Here is a 17,120-nt window from a genome sequence, read left to right on the forward strand (position 1 = left end):
ATAAAAGGGCGGCTGCGCTATTGGGTATAGGGCAGCCGCTCTTTATTTATACCAGTTTTTTAGAGGGTGTGATCGCCATCCATCAGCCACTTGATCGCATCCTGCTCTTCGATAAAATCTCTTGTTTCGCAGGGCTGCGGCATTTCAGAGGCCTTTTCGTAGATGGTCTCAATCGCTTTTTGCTGGAAGACATCCGGAGCAAGCAGATTTGCTACCCGCTCCAGCTTACTGTGTTGCAGCAGCTTACCGGTATGCTTGGCTATCCATGCCTGGTCGCTCAGCGTGGGCGCGTGCATCAACCTATAGTCTGCTAAAATACACGTCACATTGTAGGCAAGTATAAAATTACTCGCAAAAAGCATGGCCTCGCGCAACTGTGCACTCGGCATTTTACCTTTCCAGGTATTCCATAGGAACTTCTCTTCCTGGTTGAACTTCATGATGAAGAACTCGTCCTGTCGTATAGTCTTAAAACGTAGGTGCTGGCCTGGCAAGGTATGTCGTGTTAGGTTAAACCATTTCACTACTTTCTCATCAATTATACGTACTACCTTATAAAATGCAATATTTTTAATATAAATTAATATAAAAACCATTACACATTTCTCACAATTTATACTTGCTCTGTGTCCATAGCCCCTAGAATTAGCCTATAAAGCAACAAAACAGACCACTAATCTTTCTAGTCAAAAATCAGCCATGAACATTCTACTCCTCAACATCATCTCCCTCACGGTATGCTTATTCAGCGTAATGCAAGCGCCTTACAAGCCGGTGCAACAACAGGAAACAAGTCCGGCAAAAATGCTGGAGGGGGCCTGGACACTTAGCTCCGGCAACCCGCGCTTTGCCACATTGCCTGAGGGCGCTACTGCTGTGGCCCTGGTGCAGGATGGTTACTTCTCTGTCACCTATTTTGACCGCGATAAGAAAAAATTCTGGGGCACCTACGGCGGCACGCTTTCAATACAGGACAGCCAACTCACCCAAACGCTGGAGTTCAACACCCTGGATACCGCCTCGGTGGGCCGCAGCTATACCTACAAGTATACGTTTAAGAACAGGCAACTGCAGTTGCAGGACGCAGCTGCTACGCAGGTATGGCAAAAAGCTGCTACCGATGATGCAGCCGCTCCGCTGGAGGGTACCTGGCGCATAACGGGCCGGGCCGGAGAGGATGGCACCCTAAACCCCATGCGCCGTGGCCCGCGCAAAACACTCAAGATCCTGACCGGCGGGCGCTTTCAGTGGATCGCATTCAACACAGCCACGAAAGAATTCTCGGGCACAGGCGGCGGCACCTATACCGCCAAAGACGGGACCTATACCGAACGAATCGAGTTCTTCTCCCGCGACTCCAGCCGCGTGGGGGCCAGCCTCAGCTTTACGTACGAAGTGGCAGACGGCAAGTGGCTGCACAGTGGCCAAAGCAGCACCGGCAAACTGATAAATGAAGTATGGGAGCGGGAAAATCCGTCGCAAAACGGCGAATAAACGCTGCGGTTTTTATTCAGGTTCAACGTTAAACGCAGGTTCAGCGTACTGTAGTTGTTACTGCTATATAGCAGTTATAACGCATACAAACCGATCAACGGCATCAATAAAAAAGATATGGCAGAGATAAACATCGAGCGAAAAAAGAAACCCGCCTGGCCCTGGATACTCCTCCTTCTGATAATACTGGCCCTGGTGGCCTGGGCTATCTACTCGCTCACGCAAGACAAGGAAATAGACGTGGAAGAAGTACCGTCCACAGGCATGGTGTTACCTTCCGAAAGCCAGGCGCCGCTTGCATGCGGCACAGTGGCCTGATGTAAAGACAAAACGTAAGAATAAGCTATGAAAAACGAAGATTTTAGAAACGAACGCCTGGTGCCCCTGAGCGCTATGCACGATTACCAGATCGCCAAAGACAACCCTGATGTGCTGGGTTGGCGGGTAGTGGGCGCAGACGGCGAAAGCCTGGGCATGGTGAAAGACCTGATCGTAGACCCCAAACTGATGAAGGCGCGCTACCTTTCAGTGGTGGGTGACCGCAGGTTCTTCAACACAGAGAACGATCCCTACATGCTGATTCCGATCGGACTGGCTGCTCTGGATAAGAAAGGGAAAAAGGTGTTTGTGCCTACCGTGGACTCCAACACCATTGGCCAGTACCCGATCTATAACGGAGGCCCCGTGACGGAAGATTACGAGTATGCTGTGCGCGACTCGGTAAACCGCTTTCAGCGCAACGCCATGCCAGGCACATCAGAAGAACACAAGGCCGAGTTTGAAGAGGCCCTGCACCGGCAGCCGGAGCACCGCCACCTGTCGGAAGACTTCTACAACGACGCCAGCTTCGACGAGAACCGCTTTTATACTTCTGACCAGGATGTGTACCGCGAAAAAGTATACTCCAGCCGCGACTATAGCAAAGATGAAGATCAGTTGAGCGCAGCAGATATGCATCAGGAAGAAAGAAGGCCTAAATCGGTAGAAGACTCCATTTCCACCATTGAGCGGTTGGAGCACCTGCGGGAGCGCGGCTCCATCACCGAAGAGGAATTTATACTTCTGAAAAAGCGGGCACTCGACCTGTAATCCTCTAAACTACGTGTGCAGTTAAATTTTACGGCACAAATGCACGGACCGGCCCTTTTGTTGTTATGCCTCAGCGCTTAGCAGCAAAAGGGCCGGTTTTTTTTGTATAAACGTTCTGGCCTAGTTCAGCGGCGCCCTGTCATCAGTCCCTCCCCCACAAACGGCATATCAGCTGCTGCCACGCCAGTGAACAAGTATAAAAGGGTTTTTTAATTTACACTTCGCACAACTCCTTTCACCCCTTAAACATCCTGAAACATAGCTTGTTATAGCAGCAAATCGTAAAAGTATAGAGCTGTAACAGAAGTCTGTATACTATGCCTGTTTCCGAAGAAAAACCACTGAAGCAAGAGCCCCTGAGGTTAGGCAAACAACACGCCTGGCATAGCCTGGAAACCTCACAGGTGCTGGCGCTGCTGCGCGTATCGGCAAACCAAGGACTGACAGCTGCGGAAGCAGCGCAGCGGCAAGCCCAGTTTGGCCGCAACGTGATGACGCCCAAGAAACAGCAAAGCGCCTTTGTCAGATTCTTGCTGCAGTTCCACCAGCCGCTCATCTACATCCTGCTTGCCGCCAGCGTTGTTACTGTTCTGCTGGAAGAGTATGTGGATGCCATCGTCATTTTTGCGGTTGTGTTCATCAACGCCATCATTGGGTATGTGCAGGAGTCGAAGGCACTGGAGGCGATTGACGCCCTGACTAAAAGTATGACTGCCCGGGCACAGGTTATCCGGGACGGCAAGAAACAGAACATAGATGCGCAAGAACTCGTGCCCGGCGACATCGTGCTGGTGCAGTCGGGTGATAAGTTTCCGGCGGATGTGCGCCTGGTGCGGGTGCGGGACCTGAAGGTGGATGAGTCGGCGCTGACCGGCGAGTCGGTGGCGGTGGAGAAATCGGACCAAACGGTGGCTCCTGATGATGTGCTCGGCGACCGCCTTGGCATGGGCTTTTCCTCTACCGTCGTTACCTATGGCCAGGGACAGGGCGTGGTAACAACCACCGGCGATTTGACCGAAGTAGGCAAGATCCAAAAATCCATTGCCGGCGCCCAGGACCTGGAAACGCCCCTCACCAAAAAAATAAAGGAGTTCAGCCGCCTGCTGCTCTGGGTTATATTGGGATTATCCGCCACCGTGTTTTTGGTGGAGTATCTGCGGGGAGCACCTGTCGGCGAGACCTTTATGGTAGCTGTGGCTCTGGCCGTTGGTGCCATTCCCGAAGGCTTGCCCGTGGCCGTTACCATCATGCTGGCGCTGGGCGTGTCTAAAATGGCCAGGCGCCGGGCCATTATCCGCAAACTGGTGGCCGTTGAAACCTTGGGCAGCACCAACGTTATCTGCTCCGATAAAACCGGCACGCTTACCGAAAACCAGATGACGGTGCAGCAGATCGTGGCAGGCGGCCAAACCTACTCGGTTTCAGGCTTGGGCTATCGCCCCGAGGGCGAAATTCTGGAAAACGGACTGCCGGCGGACCTTATGGCCAACACCGCGCTGGAGCAATGCCTGATAGCCGGTATGCTCTGCAACGACAGCGCCCTGAAGGAAAAGGAGGGGCAATGGACCATAGAGGGCGACCCGACGGAAGGCGCCTTGCTCGTAGCTGCCCAAAAAGCAAAGCTGGAGAGCTGGAAACTGGAGCAGGACCTGCCCCGAAAAGATGCCATCCCGTTTGAGTCGGAGTACCAGTACATGGCCACCCTGCATGGAGGCAGCCAACCGGTGATCTACCTGAAAGGCTCCGTAGAAGCTATTCTGGAGCGCAGCGAAAGCATGTTGCTGGCAAACGGCGAGCGCACGGGTCTGGACCGCGCAGGGATTAACAGACAAGTGGAGCGTATGGCCGCAGAGGGCTTTCGCGTATTGGCCTTTGCCCTGGCCCACGTGCCCGGAACTATGGACGGAATTGACCATACCAACACCCAGTCCGACATGGTGTTTCTGGGTCTGCAGGGCATGATAGACCCACCCCGCAAAGAGGCGATGGAGGCCGTACAGCTGTGCCAGCAGGCAGGGATAGACGTGAAGATGATCACCGGGGACCATGCCGTGACCGCATCCGCCATCGCCAGCCAAATCGGGTTGAAAGGCCGCCGTGAGAACGGGAAACTGGTAGCTGTTACAGGTAAAGAGCTGCAGCAGGTTGAGGACAGGGAGCTGGAAAAGATTGCCGAGGAAGTAGCGGTGTTTGCCCGCGTTGCGCCCGACCAGAAGCTGCGCCTAGTAAAAGCCCTGCAGGCCCGCCAGCATATAGTAGCCATGACAGGTGACGGCGTGAACGACGGGCCGGCCCTGAAACAGGCCAATATTGGCATAGCCATGGGCATCACCGGCACGGATGTAGCCAAGGACGCCGCCGACATGGTGCTGACCGATGACAATTTCTCTTCTATAGAAGGAGCCGTGGAGGAAGGTAGAAGTGTGTTTGATAACCTGACTAAATTTATCGTCTGGACGTTGCCCACAAACTTGGGCGAGGGCCTGGTTATACTTGCCGCTGTCATAGTTGGCTCAACGCTGCCGGTACAGCCGGTGCAACTGCTTTGGATAAACATGACCACAGCCGTGCTGCTGGGGCTTACGCTGGCCTTCGAGCCCAAGGAACCGGGTATTATGGACCGTCCGCCCCGCCCTGTCAACGAGCCTATCCTCACCTTCGACTTGATCATGCGCACGCTGCTGGTCGGCACGCTGCTGCTGATCGCCTCGTTTGGATTGTTCTTGTATGAGGTGGAGCAAGGCGCTACTATAGCCCAGGCGCAAACGGTGGCCACCACAGTTTTTGTGGTTTTGGAGTCCTATTACCTGCTGAGCTGCCGCTCCCTGATACGGCCTGTGCGTGAAGTCGGCTTTTTCTCCAACCTCTGGGTATACTATGGCATAGCCGCCATGTTAATGTTTCAGGCGCTTTTCATCTATACGCCTTTCATGAACACCTTATTCAGTTCCAGCCCACTGCATTTGTGGCAGGTGCTGCGGATCTTCGGCGCCGGAGTTGTGCTGCTCCTCATCGTGTCGGTAGAAAAGTCCGTCCGGTTCCGGCTGGCCCGCCGCAAAAATTCTCCAGCGAACTAGAAGGATGCACGTTTCATTCCTGCCGCACGATAGCGGTAGTTGGTTAGGCAATACAGGTATCAACTGACGCTTTTGAAAGCACCGCTCACTTAACTGTTGCCTTTGCCTGCTCTGCCTGCAGCATGTTTTCCATTCCCTTAAAAAAGGCATCCGGGTTATAAGAGATGCTGTTGATGCCATGGGCTACCAGAAAAGCGGCATACTCAGGATAGTCGCTGGGGGCCTGGCCGCAAAGGCCTACCTTGGTGCCTGTTTTCTGCGCCTTCTCCAGCGTCATCACAATCAGCTGCTGCACGGCCGCGTCAAACGGAGAGAAGATGTCGCTCAGCAGACCGGAGTCGCGGTCAGCACCGAGGGTAAGCTGCGTAAGGTCGTTGGAGCCGATGGAAAAGCCGTCGAAGACCTGGGCAAATTCCTCAGCCAGAATGGCATTGCTGGGTATCTCCACCATCACGTATACTTCCAAACCGTGCTCACCCCGCTTCAGGCCATACTTTTGCATGAGTTCTATCACTTTCCTGCCTTCGTCAACGGTTCGGCAGAACGGGATCATGAGCTTCACGTTCGTCAGCCCCATCACCTCCCGCACCTTCTTCATGGCGCGGCATTCCAGTTCAAACCCTTCCTGGTACATGGGGTGGTAATAGCGCGAGGCTCCCCTGAGGCCGATCATCGGGTTTGCCTCCTGCGGCTCAAACTGCCTGCCTCCCAACAAATTGGCGTACTCGTTCGACTTAAAGTCGCTCATGCGCACAATCACGTCCTTCGGGTGAAAAGCAGCCGCGATAACGGCGGTGGCCTCGGCCAGCCTGTCTACAAAAAAGTCTTCTTTGCTTTGATAATGATGCGTGAGCTGCTCAATTTTATCGCGCACCTGCCGGTCCTCTACCTTGTCGAAATGCTTCAGCGCCATGGGGTGTATCTGAATGGCGTTGTTGATGATGAATTCCATGCGCATGAGGCCTACGCCATCGTTTGGCAGGAACGAATACTTAAAAGCCTGCTCCGGGTCGCCGAGTATGAGCATGGCCTTGGTGCGTGGTTTTTCCAGCTTGCTCATGTCGGTCTGCTTCTCTTCCCAAGCCAGCTTGCCCTCATACACATAGCCAGTCTCGCCGCCCGCCGTTGATACCGTCACCTCCTGCCCATCCTGTATGGCCTGGGTGGCATTGTTGGTGCCAAGCACGGCCACGGCGCCTACCTCCCGGGCCACAATGGCGGCATGGCTAGTGCGGCCGCCCTGTTCGGTAATAATGGCGATGGCTTTCTTCAGGATCGGGTCCCAGTCAGGGTCTGTTTTGCGGGTTACCAGCACCTCCCCTTCCTGCAGCTTGTCTATCTCATCCGGGGAGGATAAAATGCGCGCAGTACCCGAAACGATGCGGTTGCTCAGCCCAATGCCCGAGCACAGCACCTTGCCCTGTTCTTTTAACGTATACTCTGTGAAAAAAGCCTCTTGTTTGCGCTGGCTCTGCACCGTTTCGGGCCTGGCCTGCACGATAAACAGCTCGCCGTTTACCCCATCCTTTGCCCACTCAATGTCCATCGGCTGCTTGTAGTGCTCTTCAATGCGCTTCCCCCATTTAGCCAGCTGCACCACCTCCTCATCCTGCAGCACGTACTCCTCCTGCTTTTCTGCTGGCGTGCCCTGGTTGATAATGGCATCTGTGGGATTCTGCAGCTCCCCTTCCTGCTTTTCGGCATATACCATGGTTTTGGCTTTGCTGCCCAGCTGGCGCGAAATGATGGGCTGCTTTGCCTTCTCCAGCATCGGCTTAAAAACCACAAACTCATCGGTGTTTACAGCGCCCTGCACCACGTTCTCGCCCAGGCCCCAGGAGCCAGAGATGACAACAGCGTTTCGAAAGCCCGTGTCCGGATCCAGCGTGAACATTACGCCAGAGCAGGCCAGGTCGGATCGCACCATGGTTTGAATGCCTACCGACAGCGCCACCTGCATGTGCTCAAATCCGTTGTCTACTCTATACTTGATGGCGCGGTCGGTGAACAGCGAGGCATAGCTATGATGGCATGCTTTGTAAAGGTTTTGAAGGCCACTCACGTTGAGGTAAGTTTCCAGCTGCCCGGCAAAGCTGGCGGTGGGCAGGTCTTCGGCGGTGGCGCTGCTGCGCACGGCCAGCGAAATGGCATCGCCATACTTTCCCAAGAGGTAATCGTAGCCTTTTTTGATCTCCTGCCTTATCTCTTCCGGAAAATCAGACCCAAGTATAAGCTCGCGGCACTTCTTGCCTACACCGGATAAATTCGAAAACCGCTCCGTATCTAAATCCGCCAGCGCCTGCTGCAGCCGCTCCCGGAGCCTGTCGTGGTCCAGAAAATGCCCGTAAGCCGCTGCGGTAGTGGCAAAACCGTCCGGCACGTTAACTCCCTGCGGCACCAGTTGGTTAAACATCTCCCCCAACGAAGCGTTCTTACCGCCCACCAGGCCGAGGTCTTTGTAGCTGATCTCTCTGAAATACTTTATAAACGGCTCCATACAAAATGTTTAAAGGCATGAGAACAAGAACGGCAGACAATTTTATACTTATTCTAAAAACGGATAGGCTAAAATCTAGTTTTACAACGCCTCACAAAGTATAAAAGCTGACAAAGATCATCTGATTTATCCGTGAGAGACATGGCTTTTTACAGCAATCAAACGTATTATTAATTTAACAAAAGCTTATACTATACTACGTGACTCAGCAGTACACCCGCTGCCTTACAAAAAGCTTTGTTCTATTTTTAACGCATTACTTATGGATAGATTCTTCGAAGACAAGGTAGCTATCGTCACCGGGGGTAGTTTCGGGATCGGCAGGGCCACCGCCATGCTTTTTGCCCAGCGTGGCGCCAAAGTAGCTGTGGTAGACTGGGTGGAAGACGCTGAAACAGTCAACAGCATTACAGCGGCTGGCGGTGAGGCTATCTTTATTAAATGCGATGTATCGAAAGACAGCGATGTGCAGGCCATGGTGGAGAAAACGGTGAGCACATTTGGTCGCCTGGACTATGCCTTTAACAACGCTGGCATAGAGGGTGCCTCTGCCCCAACCCACGAAGTTACCGAGGAGAATTTTGACAAGGTGCTCGGGGTGAACGTGAAGGGGGTGTGGCTCTGCATGAAGTATGAAATTGCGGAGATGCTCCGGCACGGCAAAGGCGCCATCGTCAACTGCTCTTCTATCGCAGGCTTAATCGGATTTCCGGGTATCCCGGCCTATACTGCCTCCAAGCACGCTGTTATCGGCCTTACTAAAACGGCGGCCCTGGAGTATGCGCAGTCAGGCCTTCGGGTAAATGCCATTTGCCCGGGTGCCATACAAACCGCTATGATCGACCGCTTCATTGAGAAAAATAAAACCACACGCGATGCCATGGTAGCAGGGGAACCTATGGGCCGTTTTGGGGAGCCGGGAGAAATTGCCGAAGCAGCCATTTGGCTTTGCTCCGACGCTTCCTCCTTCACCACAGGCCATGCCCTGGTAGTAGACGGCGGCTGGGTGGCGAGGTAATTGCGAGTTAAGAATTAAGAGTTACGAAGTAGTCATTACGCATTAAAATGCTCTCTCCAAACCTGACCGACTATACTTCTGTCGCCGCTGGTTTCAGCTGGGAGAAGGAGCAGGCTGGCCTGAGTGGCCTGCCCAACGGCCAGGGACTGAACATGGCACACGAGGCAGTAGACCGGCATGCGGCAGGTGATTTAAAGTATAAAACCGCCTTCCGGTTCATCCACAAAGACATGTTGGTCATGGATTGCACCTACCAGGACTTCAGGGAGCTTTCAAACCGCTTTGCTAATGTGCTGGGGGAGCTAGGCGTAGCAAAAGGCGACCGTGTTTTTTCATTTCTGGGTCGCATGCCGGAGTTATACTTTGCTGCGCTGGGCACCCTGAAGAAAGTAGCTGTTTTCTGCCCGCTGTTCAACGTGTTCGGGCCGGAACCGGTGTTCCAGCGCCTGAGCCGCGGCGATGCCAAAGTGCTTGTCACAACCAAAGATCTGTTTGAGAAAAAAGTGCGACAGCTGCTAGGGCGCCTGCCGGAGTTAACGTATGTTTTGCTAACGGATGTGGATCATGACGAGAGCCAGCAGATCCGTTCGCTGCCCCGCCTGATGGAGCAGGCTTCAGATGCCTTCACCATCCCGCCCACCGACCCGGAAGACCCGGCCCTGCTGCACTTTACCAGCGGCACCACCGGCATGCCCAAAGGCGCGCTGCATGTGCACAAAGCCGTTCTGGTGCACTACGTCACCGGCAAGTACGTCCTCGATTTCCACCCCGGCGATATCTACTGGTGCACGGCCGACCCCGGATGGGTAACAGGTACTTCCTATGGCATTATAGCACCGCTGGTAAATGGCGTCACGAATGTGGTGGATGAAGAGGAGTTTGACGCTACCCGCTGGTATGCTATCCTGGAAGAGCAGAAAGTGAACGTCTGGTATACAGCCCCAACCGGAATCCGCCGCCTGATGCGCATGAACATCGTGCCAAAGGACCAGTACAACCTAGAGAACCTGCGCCTGATGCTGAGCGTGGGGGAGCCGCTGCACGCGGAGGCCGTGATCTGGGGCGAGCAAAACTTTGGAATGCCCTTTCTGGATAACTGGTGGCAAACCGAAACCGGCGGCATCATGATCGCCAACTACAGAAGCATGCCTGTTCGGCCGGGTTCTATGGGCAAGCCATTGCCAGGCGTGGAGGCAGCCATTGCAGAGGTAACCGATAACAGTTTCAGGCTGATTGATGAACCCGACAAAGACGGGCACCTGGTCCTGAAACGCGGCTGGCCCTCCATGTTTCGCACCTATCTGCACGACCCGGCACTCTACCACAACAGCTTCCATGGCGAGTGGTACATAACCGGCGACCTGGCCAGGCGGGACGCTGATGGCTATTACTGGTTTGTAGGGCGCGCCGACGACATCATCAAAACCTCCGGGCACATGGTAGGGCCATTTGAGGTGGAGAGCGCGCTGATGGAACACCCTGCCGTAGCCGAAGCCGCTGTGATCGGAAAACCGGACCCTTTGATTGGGGAACTGGTAAAAGCCTTCGTTGTCTTAAAACCTGGGCAACAGGCCAATGAAGACTTGAAGATGGACATTACCGCGCATGCCCGCCGAAAACTGGGACCTGCCGTGGCGCCCAAAGAGATCGCCTTTATCGACAACCTGCCTAAAACCAGAAGCGGCAAGATATTGCGCCGCCTGCTAAAGGCACGGGAATTAGGTTTGCCGGAGGGGGATCTCTCAACACTGGAGCAGCCATAGATCTCGTCCCGCAAGTGTGAGTTTTATCGCAGACAATGATGCTGAGTGTGTCACTCCTTGGGCCGGAGGTTCAAAATAGCCCGCAATCGCGTAAACATGCGCGCCATTATGCATACAAACCATGGAACAGCAACCCCTACAAAGTATAAAACTCACCGCAGAGCAGGCCAGAAAACTGCTCTACCAGATGCTGCTCATCCGCAGGTTTGAGGAGAAAGCGGCGGAGATGTATACCAAGGAGAAGATCCGGGGCTTTCTGCATTTATACATTGGCGAGGAGGCGGTAGCCGTGGGCGTGATGCAGGCGCTTGGCCCGGAGGACAACGTGCTGTGCACCTACCGGGAGCACGGGCATGCGCTGGTGCGGGGCATGGACGCAGGCGTGATCATGGCCGAGATGTATGGCAGGCAGGAAGGCTGCTGCCGCGGCCGCGGCGGCTCTATGCACCTGTTCGATGCTAAAACTAAATTCTATGGCGGAAACGCCATTGTGGCGGGCCATTTGGCCATGGCCGTGGGCTTGGGTCTGGCAGATAAAAAGATGAAACGCAAGCAGCTTACCTGCTGCTTTTTCGGGGAAGGCGCGATGGCCGAAGGCGCCTTCCACGAGGCCATGAACCTGGCGGCGCTGTGGCAGGTGCCGGTGCTGTTCGTCTGCGAAAACAACTTGTACGCCATGGGCACCGCCCTCCGATACACCCACGCCCAAACAGACCTGGAGAAAAAAGGCGCCGCTTATGGTATAGCTTCTGCCTCGGTAGATGGCATGGACCTGATGGCCGTGATGCAGGCTGCTAACACCGCCGCAGAAAGTATACGCCGGACCGGCCAGCCATACTTTCTGGTTTGCAACACCTACCGCTTCCGGGCGCACTCCATGTTTGATGCCGAGCTATACCGCGAGAAAAGCGAAGTGGAGGAATGGAAGAAACGCGACCCTGTCCCTGGCTTCTTCAACTACCTTACGCAACAGCATATCCTGATTGACAATGACTTTAAGGAAGCCGAGGCAAAAGTTGAGAAGGAGATTGAAAAAGCCGTGGAGTTTGCCGATGCCTGCAGCCTGGAGCCGGTGGAAGAACTGACAAAGTATACCTACAGCGAACGATAAGACCTATGGCCGGCAACCTGATCACCTACCGCGAATGTATAAAGCAAGCCCTGCGTGAGGCGCTGCAGGCCGATGAGCGTGTGTTTGTGATGGGCGAGGATGTGGGGCGCTATGGCGGTGCCTTTGCCGTGAGCAAGAACCTGCTGCAGGAATTTGGCCCGGAGCGCATCATGGATACGCCGCTGTCAGAGGCTGGTTTTGTGGGTGCCGGCATTGGTGCAGCGCTCGGTGGTATGCGGCCGATCGTGGAGATCATGACGGTGAACTTCAGCCTGCTGGCCCTCGACCAGATTGCCAACAACGCGGCCACGCTGCTGCACATGTCGGGAGGGCAGTTTAACGTGCCGCTCGTCATACGCATGAGCGCAGGCATTGGCCGCCAACTGGCCGCCCAGCACTCACACAGCTGGGAGCCGCTGTTCGCGCACCTGCCCGGCTTGCGCATCCTTTCGGCCGGCACCCACGAAGACGCCCGCCACATGCTTGCCCCTGCCCTGGCTGACCCGGACCCGGTCATCATCTTTGAGTATACCTCGCTCCTCAACCTCGAAAAAGAGCTTCCGACAAGTATAAATCAGGTGGACATCCACAAAGCCAAAGTACGGCGTGAGGGCAAGGATATTTCCCTTATCACCTACGGCACCGGCGTGTACAAATGCCTGGCAGCTGCCGATGAACTGGCTGCCGCCGGTATAGCTGCCGAAGTGCTGGACCTGCGCGTGCTGCGTCCGCTGGATGATGAAACCATACTTGCTTCCGTGGCTAAAACCAACCGGGCGTTTATTGTCGAGGATGCCAGCCGGTCAGTCAGTGTTTCCTCAGAGGTAAGTGCCCGGATCATGGAGAAGAGCTTTTACGACCTGGATGCGCCGGTGCAGCGGCTTTGCGGTGCTGAAGTGCCCATTCCCTACCCCAAACATTTAGAGGATGCCGCGGTGCCCCAGCCGGCCCAGATTGTTTCTGCCATTAAAACCCTGCTGCAACATGCTTGAGTATAAAATGCCCAGCCTTGGCGCCGACATGGAAAGCGGCTTTCTGCGCGAGTGGCGCGTAAAGCCCGGCGATAAAATCCGGAAAGGCGATATTATTGCCGAGGTGGAAACGCAGAAGGGCATTGTAGAAATTGAAGTGTTTGATGAAGGAGTCATCGGGGAATTGCTGGTGGGGGCAGATGAGCAGGTGCCCGTGGGAAGAAGTATGGCCACCATACTCACCGAAGCGGAAGCTGCTGGCAAAACACCTGAGCCGGCTAAAGCTGTTACGGAGAAAACCATGGCTCCGCCGCACCACATCCGGTCCTCGCCACTGGCCCGGAAAATCGCCGCCGAAAAAGGAATAGACATCGCCGCCATACAGGGCACTGGCCCCGAGGGCGCTGTCACCAGGGATGATGTGGAGCATGCCCTTGCCGCACAGGCTGCCCCTCCTGCAGCAGCGCTTGCCAAACATAAAGAAGTTGAACCCGCCAGGCCGGAAGAGAAGCCTGTAACGCCAGCAGTTGAAGCTCCGCCTACTGCCCCGAAAGAACCTGCCAAAGCAACGGTTACTTCAGCCGAAAGTATACGAATGGCCGTGGCCGCCGCCATGAGCAAATCGAACCGCGAAGTACCGCATTACTACCTTGAAACCAGGATTGACATGCGCCCCGCACTAACCTGGCTGGCAGAGGCCAATAAGCAGCGCCCCGTAAAAGAGCGGCTGCTGCCGGCGGTGCTGCTGGTAAAGGCCGTAGCCAAAGCGCTGAACGACGTGCCGGAGCTAAACGCCTGGTGGGAAGACGGGCTCCAGCGAAAGGAAAGTATAAACGTGGGGTATGTGGTAGCCCTGCGCACCGGCGGCATTATGGTGCCGACTATCCATGAGGCCGATACCAAGTCGCTGGACGAGATCATGCTCGCGCTGAACGACCTGATACCCCGCGCCCGCGCCCTGCGGCTGCGCAGCTCTGAACTCGCTGACTCCACTATCACTGTTACCAGCCTGGGTGAGGGCGGCGTTGAAACCGTATTCGGCGTAATTTACCCCCCGCAGGTGGCTTTGGTGGGATTCGGGGGAATCACAGAACAGCCCTGGGCAGAGAACGGCATGCTGACCGTAAGGCCCATACTTACCGCCACCCTGGCTGCCGACCACCGCGCCTCCGACGGCAGCACCGGCAGCAAATTCCTGAACGCCATCAAAACATACTTGCAACATCCCGACAAGCTATGACACACGAAGAGATAAAGCAGACGCTGCTGCAACGCCTAAAAAGTATAGCGCCCGACACCGAGCCCGGGCAGCTGCAGCCCGACGACAACATCCGCCAGACCTTGGGCATCGATTCTTTTGATTACCTGCAGTTCATCGTGGCGCTGGACGAGCAGTTTGGCATCGAAACGCCCGAAGAAGACTATGGCAAAATACAGACCCTGCGCGAGCTGATGGTGTATGTGGGCGCGCGGGTGAAGCCCTAGAGCGCTGTGCCGTGTTTCATTTATACTTCTACAACACCTTCTGCCTTGTATCTTCCTCCTCCCTTCAACTTAAAACTTATTTTATCTTTTTTTCAAAATATCAGCTTGTGTAACCATTGTCACTGAAGAGGAGGAACAGATAGGCCATTTTTGCATTGTAAAAAGCTAGAGAAACCATGCAGGAATTCTGGAACAAACGATACAGCCAGGAAGAAACTGTTTACGGCACCGAGCCCAATGTTTTTTTGAAAGAGCAGCTGGCAAAACTGGCTTCCGGCAGGATTCTTTTTCCGGCTGAGGGCGAGGGGCGAAATGCTCTCTATGCCGCAGCGCAGGGTTGGCAGGTGCAAGCGTTTGATTACAGCGATGCTGGCCGGCAGAAGGCGCTGCGCCTGGCAAGTGAGCGCGGCTTAAATATAACATATACGTTATCCGAAGCCCAAAACTACACCGCTGCGCCCGAGAGCCTGGATGCGGTGGCGCTGATCTATGCGCACTTCCCCCCTTCCCTGCGCCAAAGCTTCCACCGCCAGATGGTGGAGTGGCTGAAGCCGGGCGGCACGGTTATCCTGGAGGCTTTTCACCCAAAGCAGCTGCAGGAGGACTATGCTTCCGGTGGACCTAAAGACGCCGCCCTTCTCTACACAGCCGACACGCTGCGCCAGGATTTTGATGCTCTGGACATAAAGCTGTTGCAGGAACTGGAGGTGGAGCTACAGGAAGGCCCTTTCCATCGTGGCAGAGGCTTTGTAACGCGCCTGGTGGCAACCAAACCCTGATTCTATCTCATCAATTATACATAAAAAACAGGCCGCTACAGGCCACTTATACTACTGCGTATGGAAAGGACTTTGAACATAATGGTGCCGGTAGACTTTACGCCGGTATCCTATAAAGCACTGGAGTTTTTGGGGCTTCTGATGCAAAAAACACCTGTTAATGTACACCTGGTGCACGTGGTGCAGGTAAATACTGCGGAGTGGGCGGGCGGAACCGAGGAGTCTGAGACACTGGACCGAAACGAGATCCGGGAGCTGGATGAGAAAGCCGCCAGGCAGTTCGAGGCGCTGCGCCAGCAGGTAAGCTTTAACTTTACCACAGATATCCTGCACGGCGGCCTGACCACGACGCTGGCCAAGTATGCAGACCACCATAAAATTGACCTGGTGCTGATGGGCACTGAAGGAGCAGATGGCTGGTATGAGCGCATTTCGGGCTCGGAGGCGCAGCACGTGGTCAGGTATACCCATGTACCGGTTATCACCGTTCACCAGCACGCCTCGCTCACGCCTATCCAAAACATCCTCTGGGTAGCAGATTTTGAAGCGGAAAAACAGCCGCAGAACAGCGTAGACACTATCAAGGCGCTACAGCAGCTCTTCGGAGCCAAGCTGCACCTGCTCCAGATCGTAGGGAAAGAGGACGAGGCGCACATCAGCAGAATTCAGGCGGGAATGCGGCGCTTCGCTGAGGAGTTGCAGCTGCAGAACTATGAACTGCACCTGCACCGCGACTACAAAGTGCCGGCCGGTGTACGTAACTTTAACCAGGCAACGGACATGGACCTGGTGCTCATCGGCACACACGCCCGTAAAGGCTTCGGCCATATTTTCTACGGCAGTGTGGCTGAAACGCTCGTGAACCACTGCATCCGCCCGCTCCTGACCTACCACCTGAAATAAGGCTTTTTCTATTAACAATATACCACCGCCCCAGGCTTGCTTCCAGCCTGGGGCTTTTTTTGATCTTTACCCCAGCAAACACCTTAATGATGCGCCTCTTTTTCTATCTGCCTCATACCAAATGCTGACAAACATCATCGGTTTTCTGATGTCTTTAATCCTAGTAAAAGCGTATAACTTAATTTAAAAGTATAAATAAAAATTACTTAAGTAACAAAAAGATTTAATCTGCCTACTTATGGAACAAACGAGCATCACCTCTATGCCGCGCATCGGCGACAAGGCACCGGACTTTGAAGCGAACACCACCACAGGCCACCTGAGGTTTTCGGAGTACAACAAAGGGAGCTGGGTAATCCTGTTCTCGCACCCGGCTGACTTTACCCCCGTTTGCACCACCGAACTGAGTGGCTTTGCGCAGGAGCAGGAGGAATTCTTTGCCAAGCACAACACCAAGCTCATCGGCCTGAGCATCGACAGCATCCACTCCCACATCGCCTGGGTGCAGAACGTGCGCGAAAAGACCGGGGTATACTTCAAGTTCCCGATCATCGCCGACATTGACATGAAGGTAGCTAAACTCTACGGCATGCTGCAGCCAGGCGAGAGCGAGACTGCCGCCGTCCGTGCCGTTTTCATCATTGATCCCGAAGGCATTATCCGCCTGATCATGTACTATCCCCTGAATGTAGGCCGCAACATGGAGGAGATAAAGCGCGTGCTGGTGGCCCTGCAGACCGCTTCAGAGAACCAGGTATCCCTGCCGCTGAACTGGCAACCCGGGGACAAAGTAATCGTGCCGCCGCCCAAGAACCTGGAAGCGCTGGATGAGCGCGTGAACAGCGACCTGGAGATGGTGGATTTCTACCTGGCAAAGAAGAACCTCTAACGCTGCAATTCGGAAGTGCAGCAACTGCGAACAACTGATATAAT

General features: G+C 54.6%; 15 protein-coding genes. 13 read left to right on the forward strand and 2 right to left on the reverse strand.

The genetic code is table 11. The annotated features are described in order from the left end of the window. Positions 1-59: 59 nt before the first annotated feature. Positions 60-524, reverse strand: coding sequence for a hypothetical protein (locus FJM65_RS02405; protein WP_181163618.1), 465 nt, complete (start codon positions 522-524; stop codon positions 60-62). A 175-nt stretch (positions 525-699) separates the two neighbouring features. Here FJM65_RS02405 and FJM65_RS21145 point away from each other — a divergent pair, with 175 nt between their 5' ends. The 4 genes from FJM65_RS21145 (at position 700) to FJM65_RS02425 (ending at position 5,660) form a co-directional block, all read left to right on the forward strand. Further along, positions 700-1,494 carry a membrane or secreted protein gene (locus FJM65_RS21145; RefSeq protein ID WP_181163619.1) on the forward strand — a complete coding sequence of 265 codons (795 nt, stop codon included), beginning with the start codon at positions 700-702 and terminating at the stop codon, positions 1,492-1,494. A gap of 117 nt (positions 1,495-1,611) precedes the next feature. Beyond that, complete coding sequence (locus FJM65_RS02415; protein WP_140619033.1) at positions 1,612-1,812, forward strand: hypothetical protein; 201 nt, start codon at positions 1,612-1,614, stop codon at positions 1,810-1,812. A 27-nt stretch (positions 1,813-1,839) separates the two neighbouring features. Next, positions 1,840-2,583 carry a PRC-barrel domain-containing protein gene (locus tag FJM65_RS02420; protein WP_140619035.1) on the forward strand — a complete coding sequence of 248 codons (744 nt, stop codon included), beginning with the start codon at positions 1,840-1,842 and terminating at the stop codon, positions 2,581-2,583. A 317-nt stretch (positions 2,584-2,900) separates the two neighbouring features. Continuing rightward, positions 2,901-5,660: a cation-transporting P-type ATPase gene (locus FJM65_RS02425; protein WP_140619037.1), complete on the forward strand. Its 2,760-nt coding sequence runs from the start codon at positions 2,901-2,903 to the stop codon at positions 5,658-5,660. Between the two features lie 85 nt (positions 5,661-5,745). On the opposite strand, the gene ppsA is transcribed toward FJM65_RS02425, so the two are convergent. Next, positions 5,746-8,157 (reverse strand): phosphoenolpyruvate synthase, encoded by a 2,412-nt coding sequence (ppsA, locus tag FJM65_RS02430; protein ID WP_140619039.1) that lies wholly within the window; start codon positions 8,155-8,157, stop codon positions 5,746-5,748. Between the two features lie 262 nt (positions 8,158-8,419). On the opposite strand from ppsA, the gene FJM65_RS02435 reads away from it, so the two are divergent. The 9 genes from FJM65_RS02435 (at position 8,420) to FJM65_RS02475 (ending at position 17,076) form a co-directional block, all read left to right on the forward strand. Beyond that, positions 8,420-9,175: an SDR family oxidoreductase gene (locus tag FJM65_RS02435; protein WP_140619041.1), complete on the forward strand. Its 756-nt coding sequence runs from the start codon at positions 8,420-8,422 to the stop codon at positions 9,173-9,175. Between the two features lie 47 nt (positions 9,176-9,222). Further along, on the forward strand, positions 9,223-10,938 hold the full coding sequence (acsA, locus tag FJM65_RS02440) for an acetate--CoA ligase (RefSeq protein ID WP_140619043.1): 1,716 nt from the start codon (positions 9,223-9,225) through the stop codon (positions 10,936-10,938). 121 nt (positions 10,939-11,059) lie between these two features. Further along, positions 11,060-12,049, forward strand: coding sequence for a pyruvate dehydrogenase (acetyl-transferring) E1 component subunit alpha (gene pdhA, locus FJM65_RS02445; RefSeq protein ID WP_140619045.1), 990 nt, complete (start codon positions 11,060-11,062; stop codon positions 12,047-12,049). 5 nt (positions 12,050-12,054) lie between these two features. Then, on the forward strand, positions 12,055-13,041 hold the full coding sequence (locus FJM65_RS02450; protein WP_140619046.1) for an alpha-ketoacid dehydrogenase subunit beta: 987 nt from the start codon (positions 12,055-12,057) through the stop codon (positions 13,039-13,041). Next, positions 13,034-14,260 carry a dihydrolipoamide acetyltransferase family protein gene (locus FJM65_RS02455; RefSeq protein ID WP_140619048.1) on the forward strand — a complete coding sequence of 409 codons (1,227 nt, stop codon included), beginning with the start codon at positions 13,034-13,036 and terminating at the stop codon, positions 14,258-14,260. The genes FJM65_RS02450 and FJM65_RS02455 overlap by 8 nt, the downstream gene beginning before the upstream one ends. Then, positions 14,257-14,505 (forward strand): acyl carrier protein, encoded by a 249-nt coding sequence (locus FJM65_RS02460; RefSeq protein ID WP_140619050.1) that lies wholly within the window; start codon positions 14,257-14,259, stop codon positions 14,503-14,505. Before FJM65_RS02455 ends, FJM65_RS02460 begins: the two co-directional genes overlap by 4 nt. A gap of 176 nt (positions 14,506-14,681) precedes the next feature. Continuing rightward, entirely contained in the window at positions 14,682-15,284 is a 603-nt protein-coding gene (locus FJM65_RS02465) for a class I SAM-dependent methyltransferase (protein WP_140619052.1), read from the forward strand. Positions 15,285-15,344: 60 nt separating this feature from the next. Further along, complete coding sequence (locus FJM65_RS02470) at positions 15,345-16,187, forward strand: universal stress protein (protein ID WP_140619054.1); 843 nt, start codon at positions 15,345-15,347, stop codon at positions 16,185-16,187. A 238-nt stretch (positions 16,188-16,425) separates the two neighbouring features. Beyond that, complete coding sequence (locus FJM65_RS02475; protein WP_140619056.1) at positions 16,426-17,076, forward strand: peroxiredoxin; 651 nt, start codon at positions 16,426-16,428, stop codon at positions 17,074-17,076. The last annotated feature ends 44 nt before the right edge of the window (positions 17,077-17,120 follow it).

Origin of the sequence: Pontibacter mangrovi (genome assembly GCF_006385705.1) — a bacterium.
Lineage (GTDB): Bacteria > Bacteroidota > Bacteroidia > Cytophagales > Hymenobacteraceae > Pontibacter > Pontibacter mangrovi.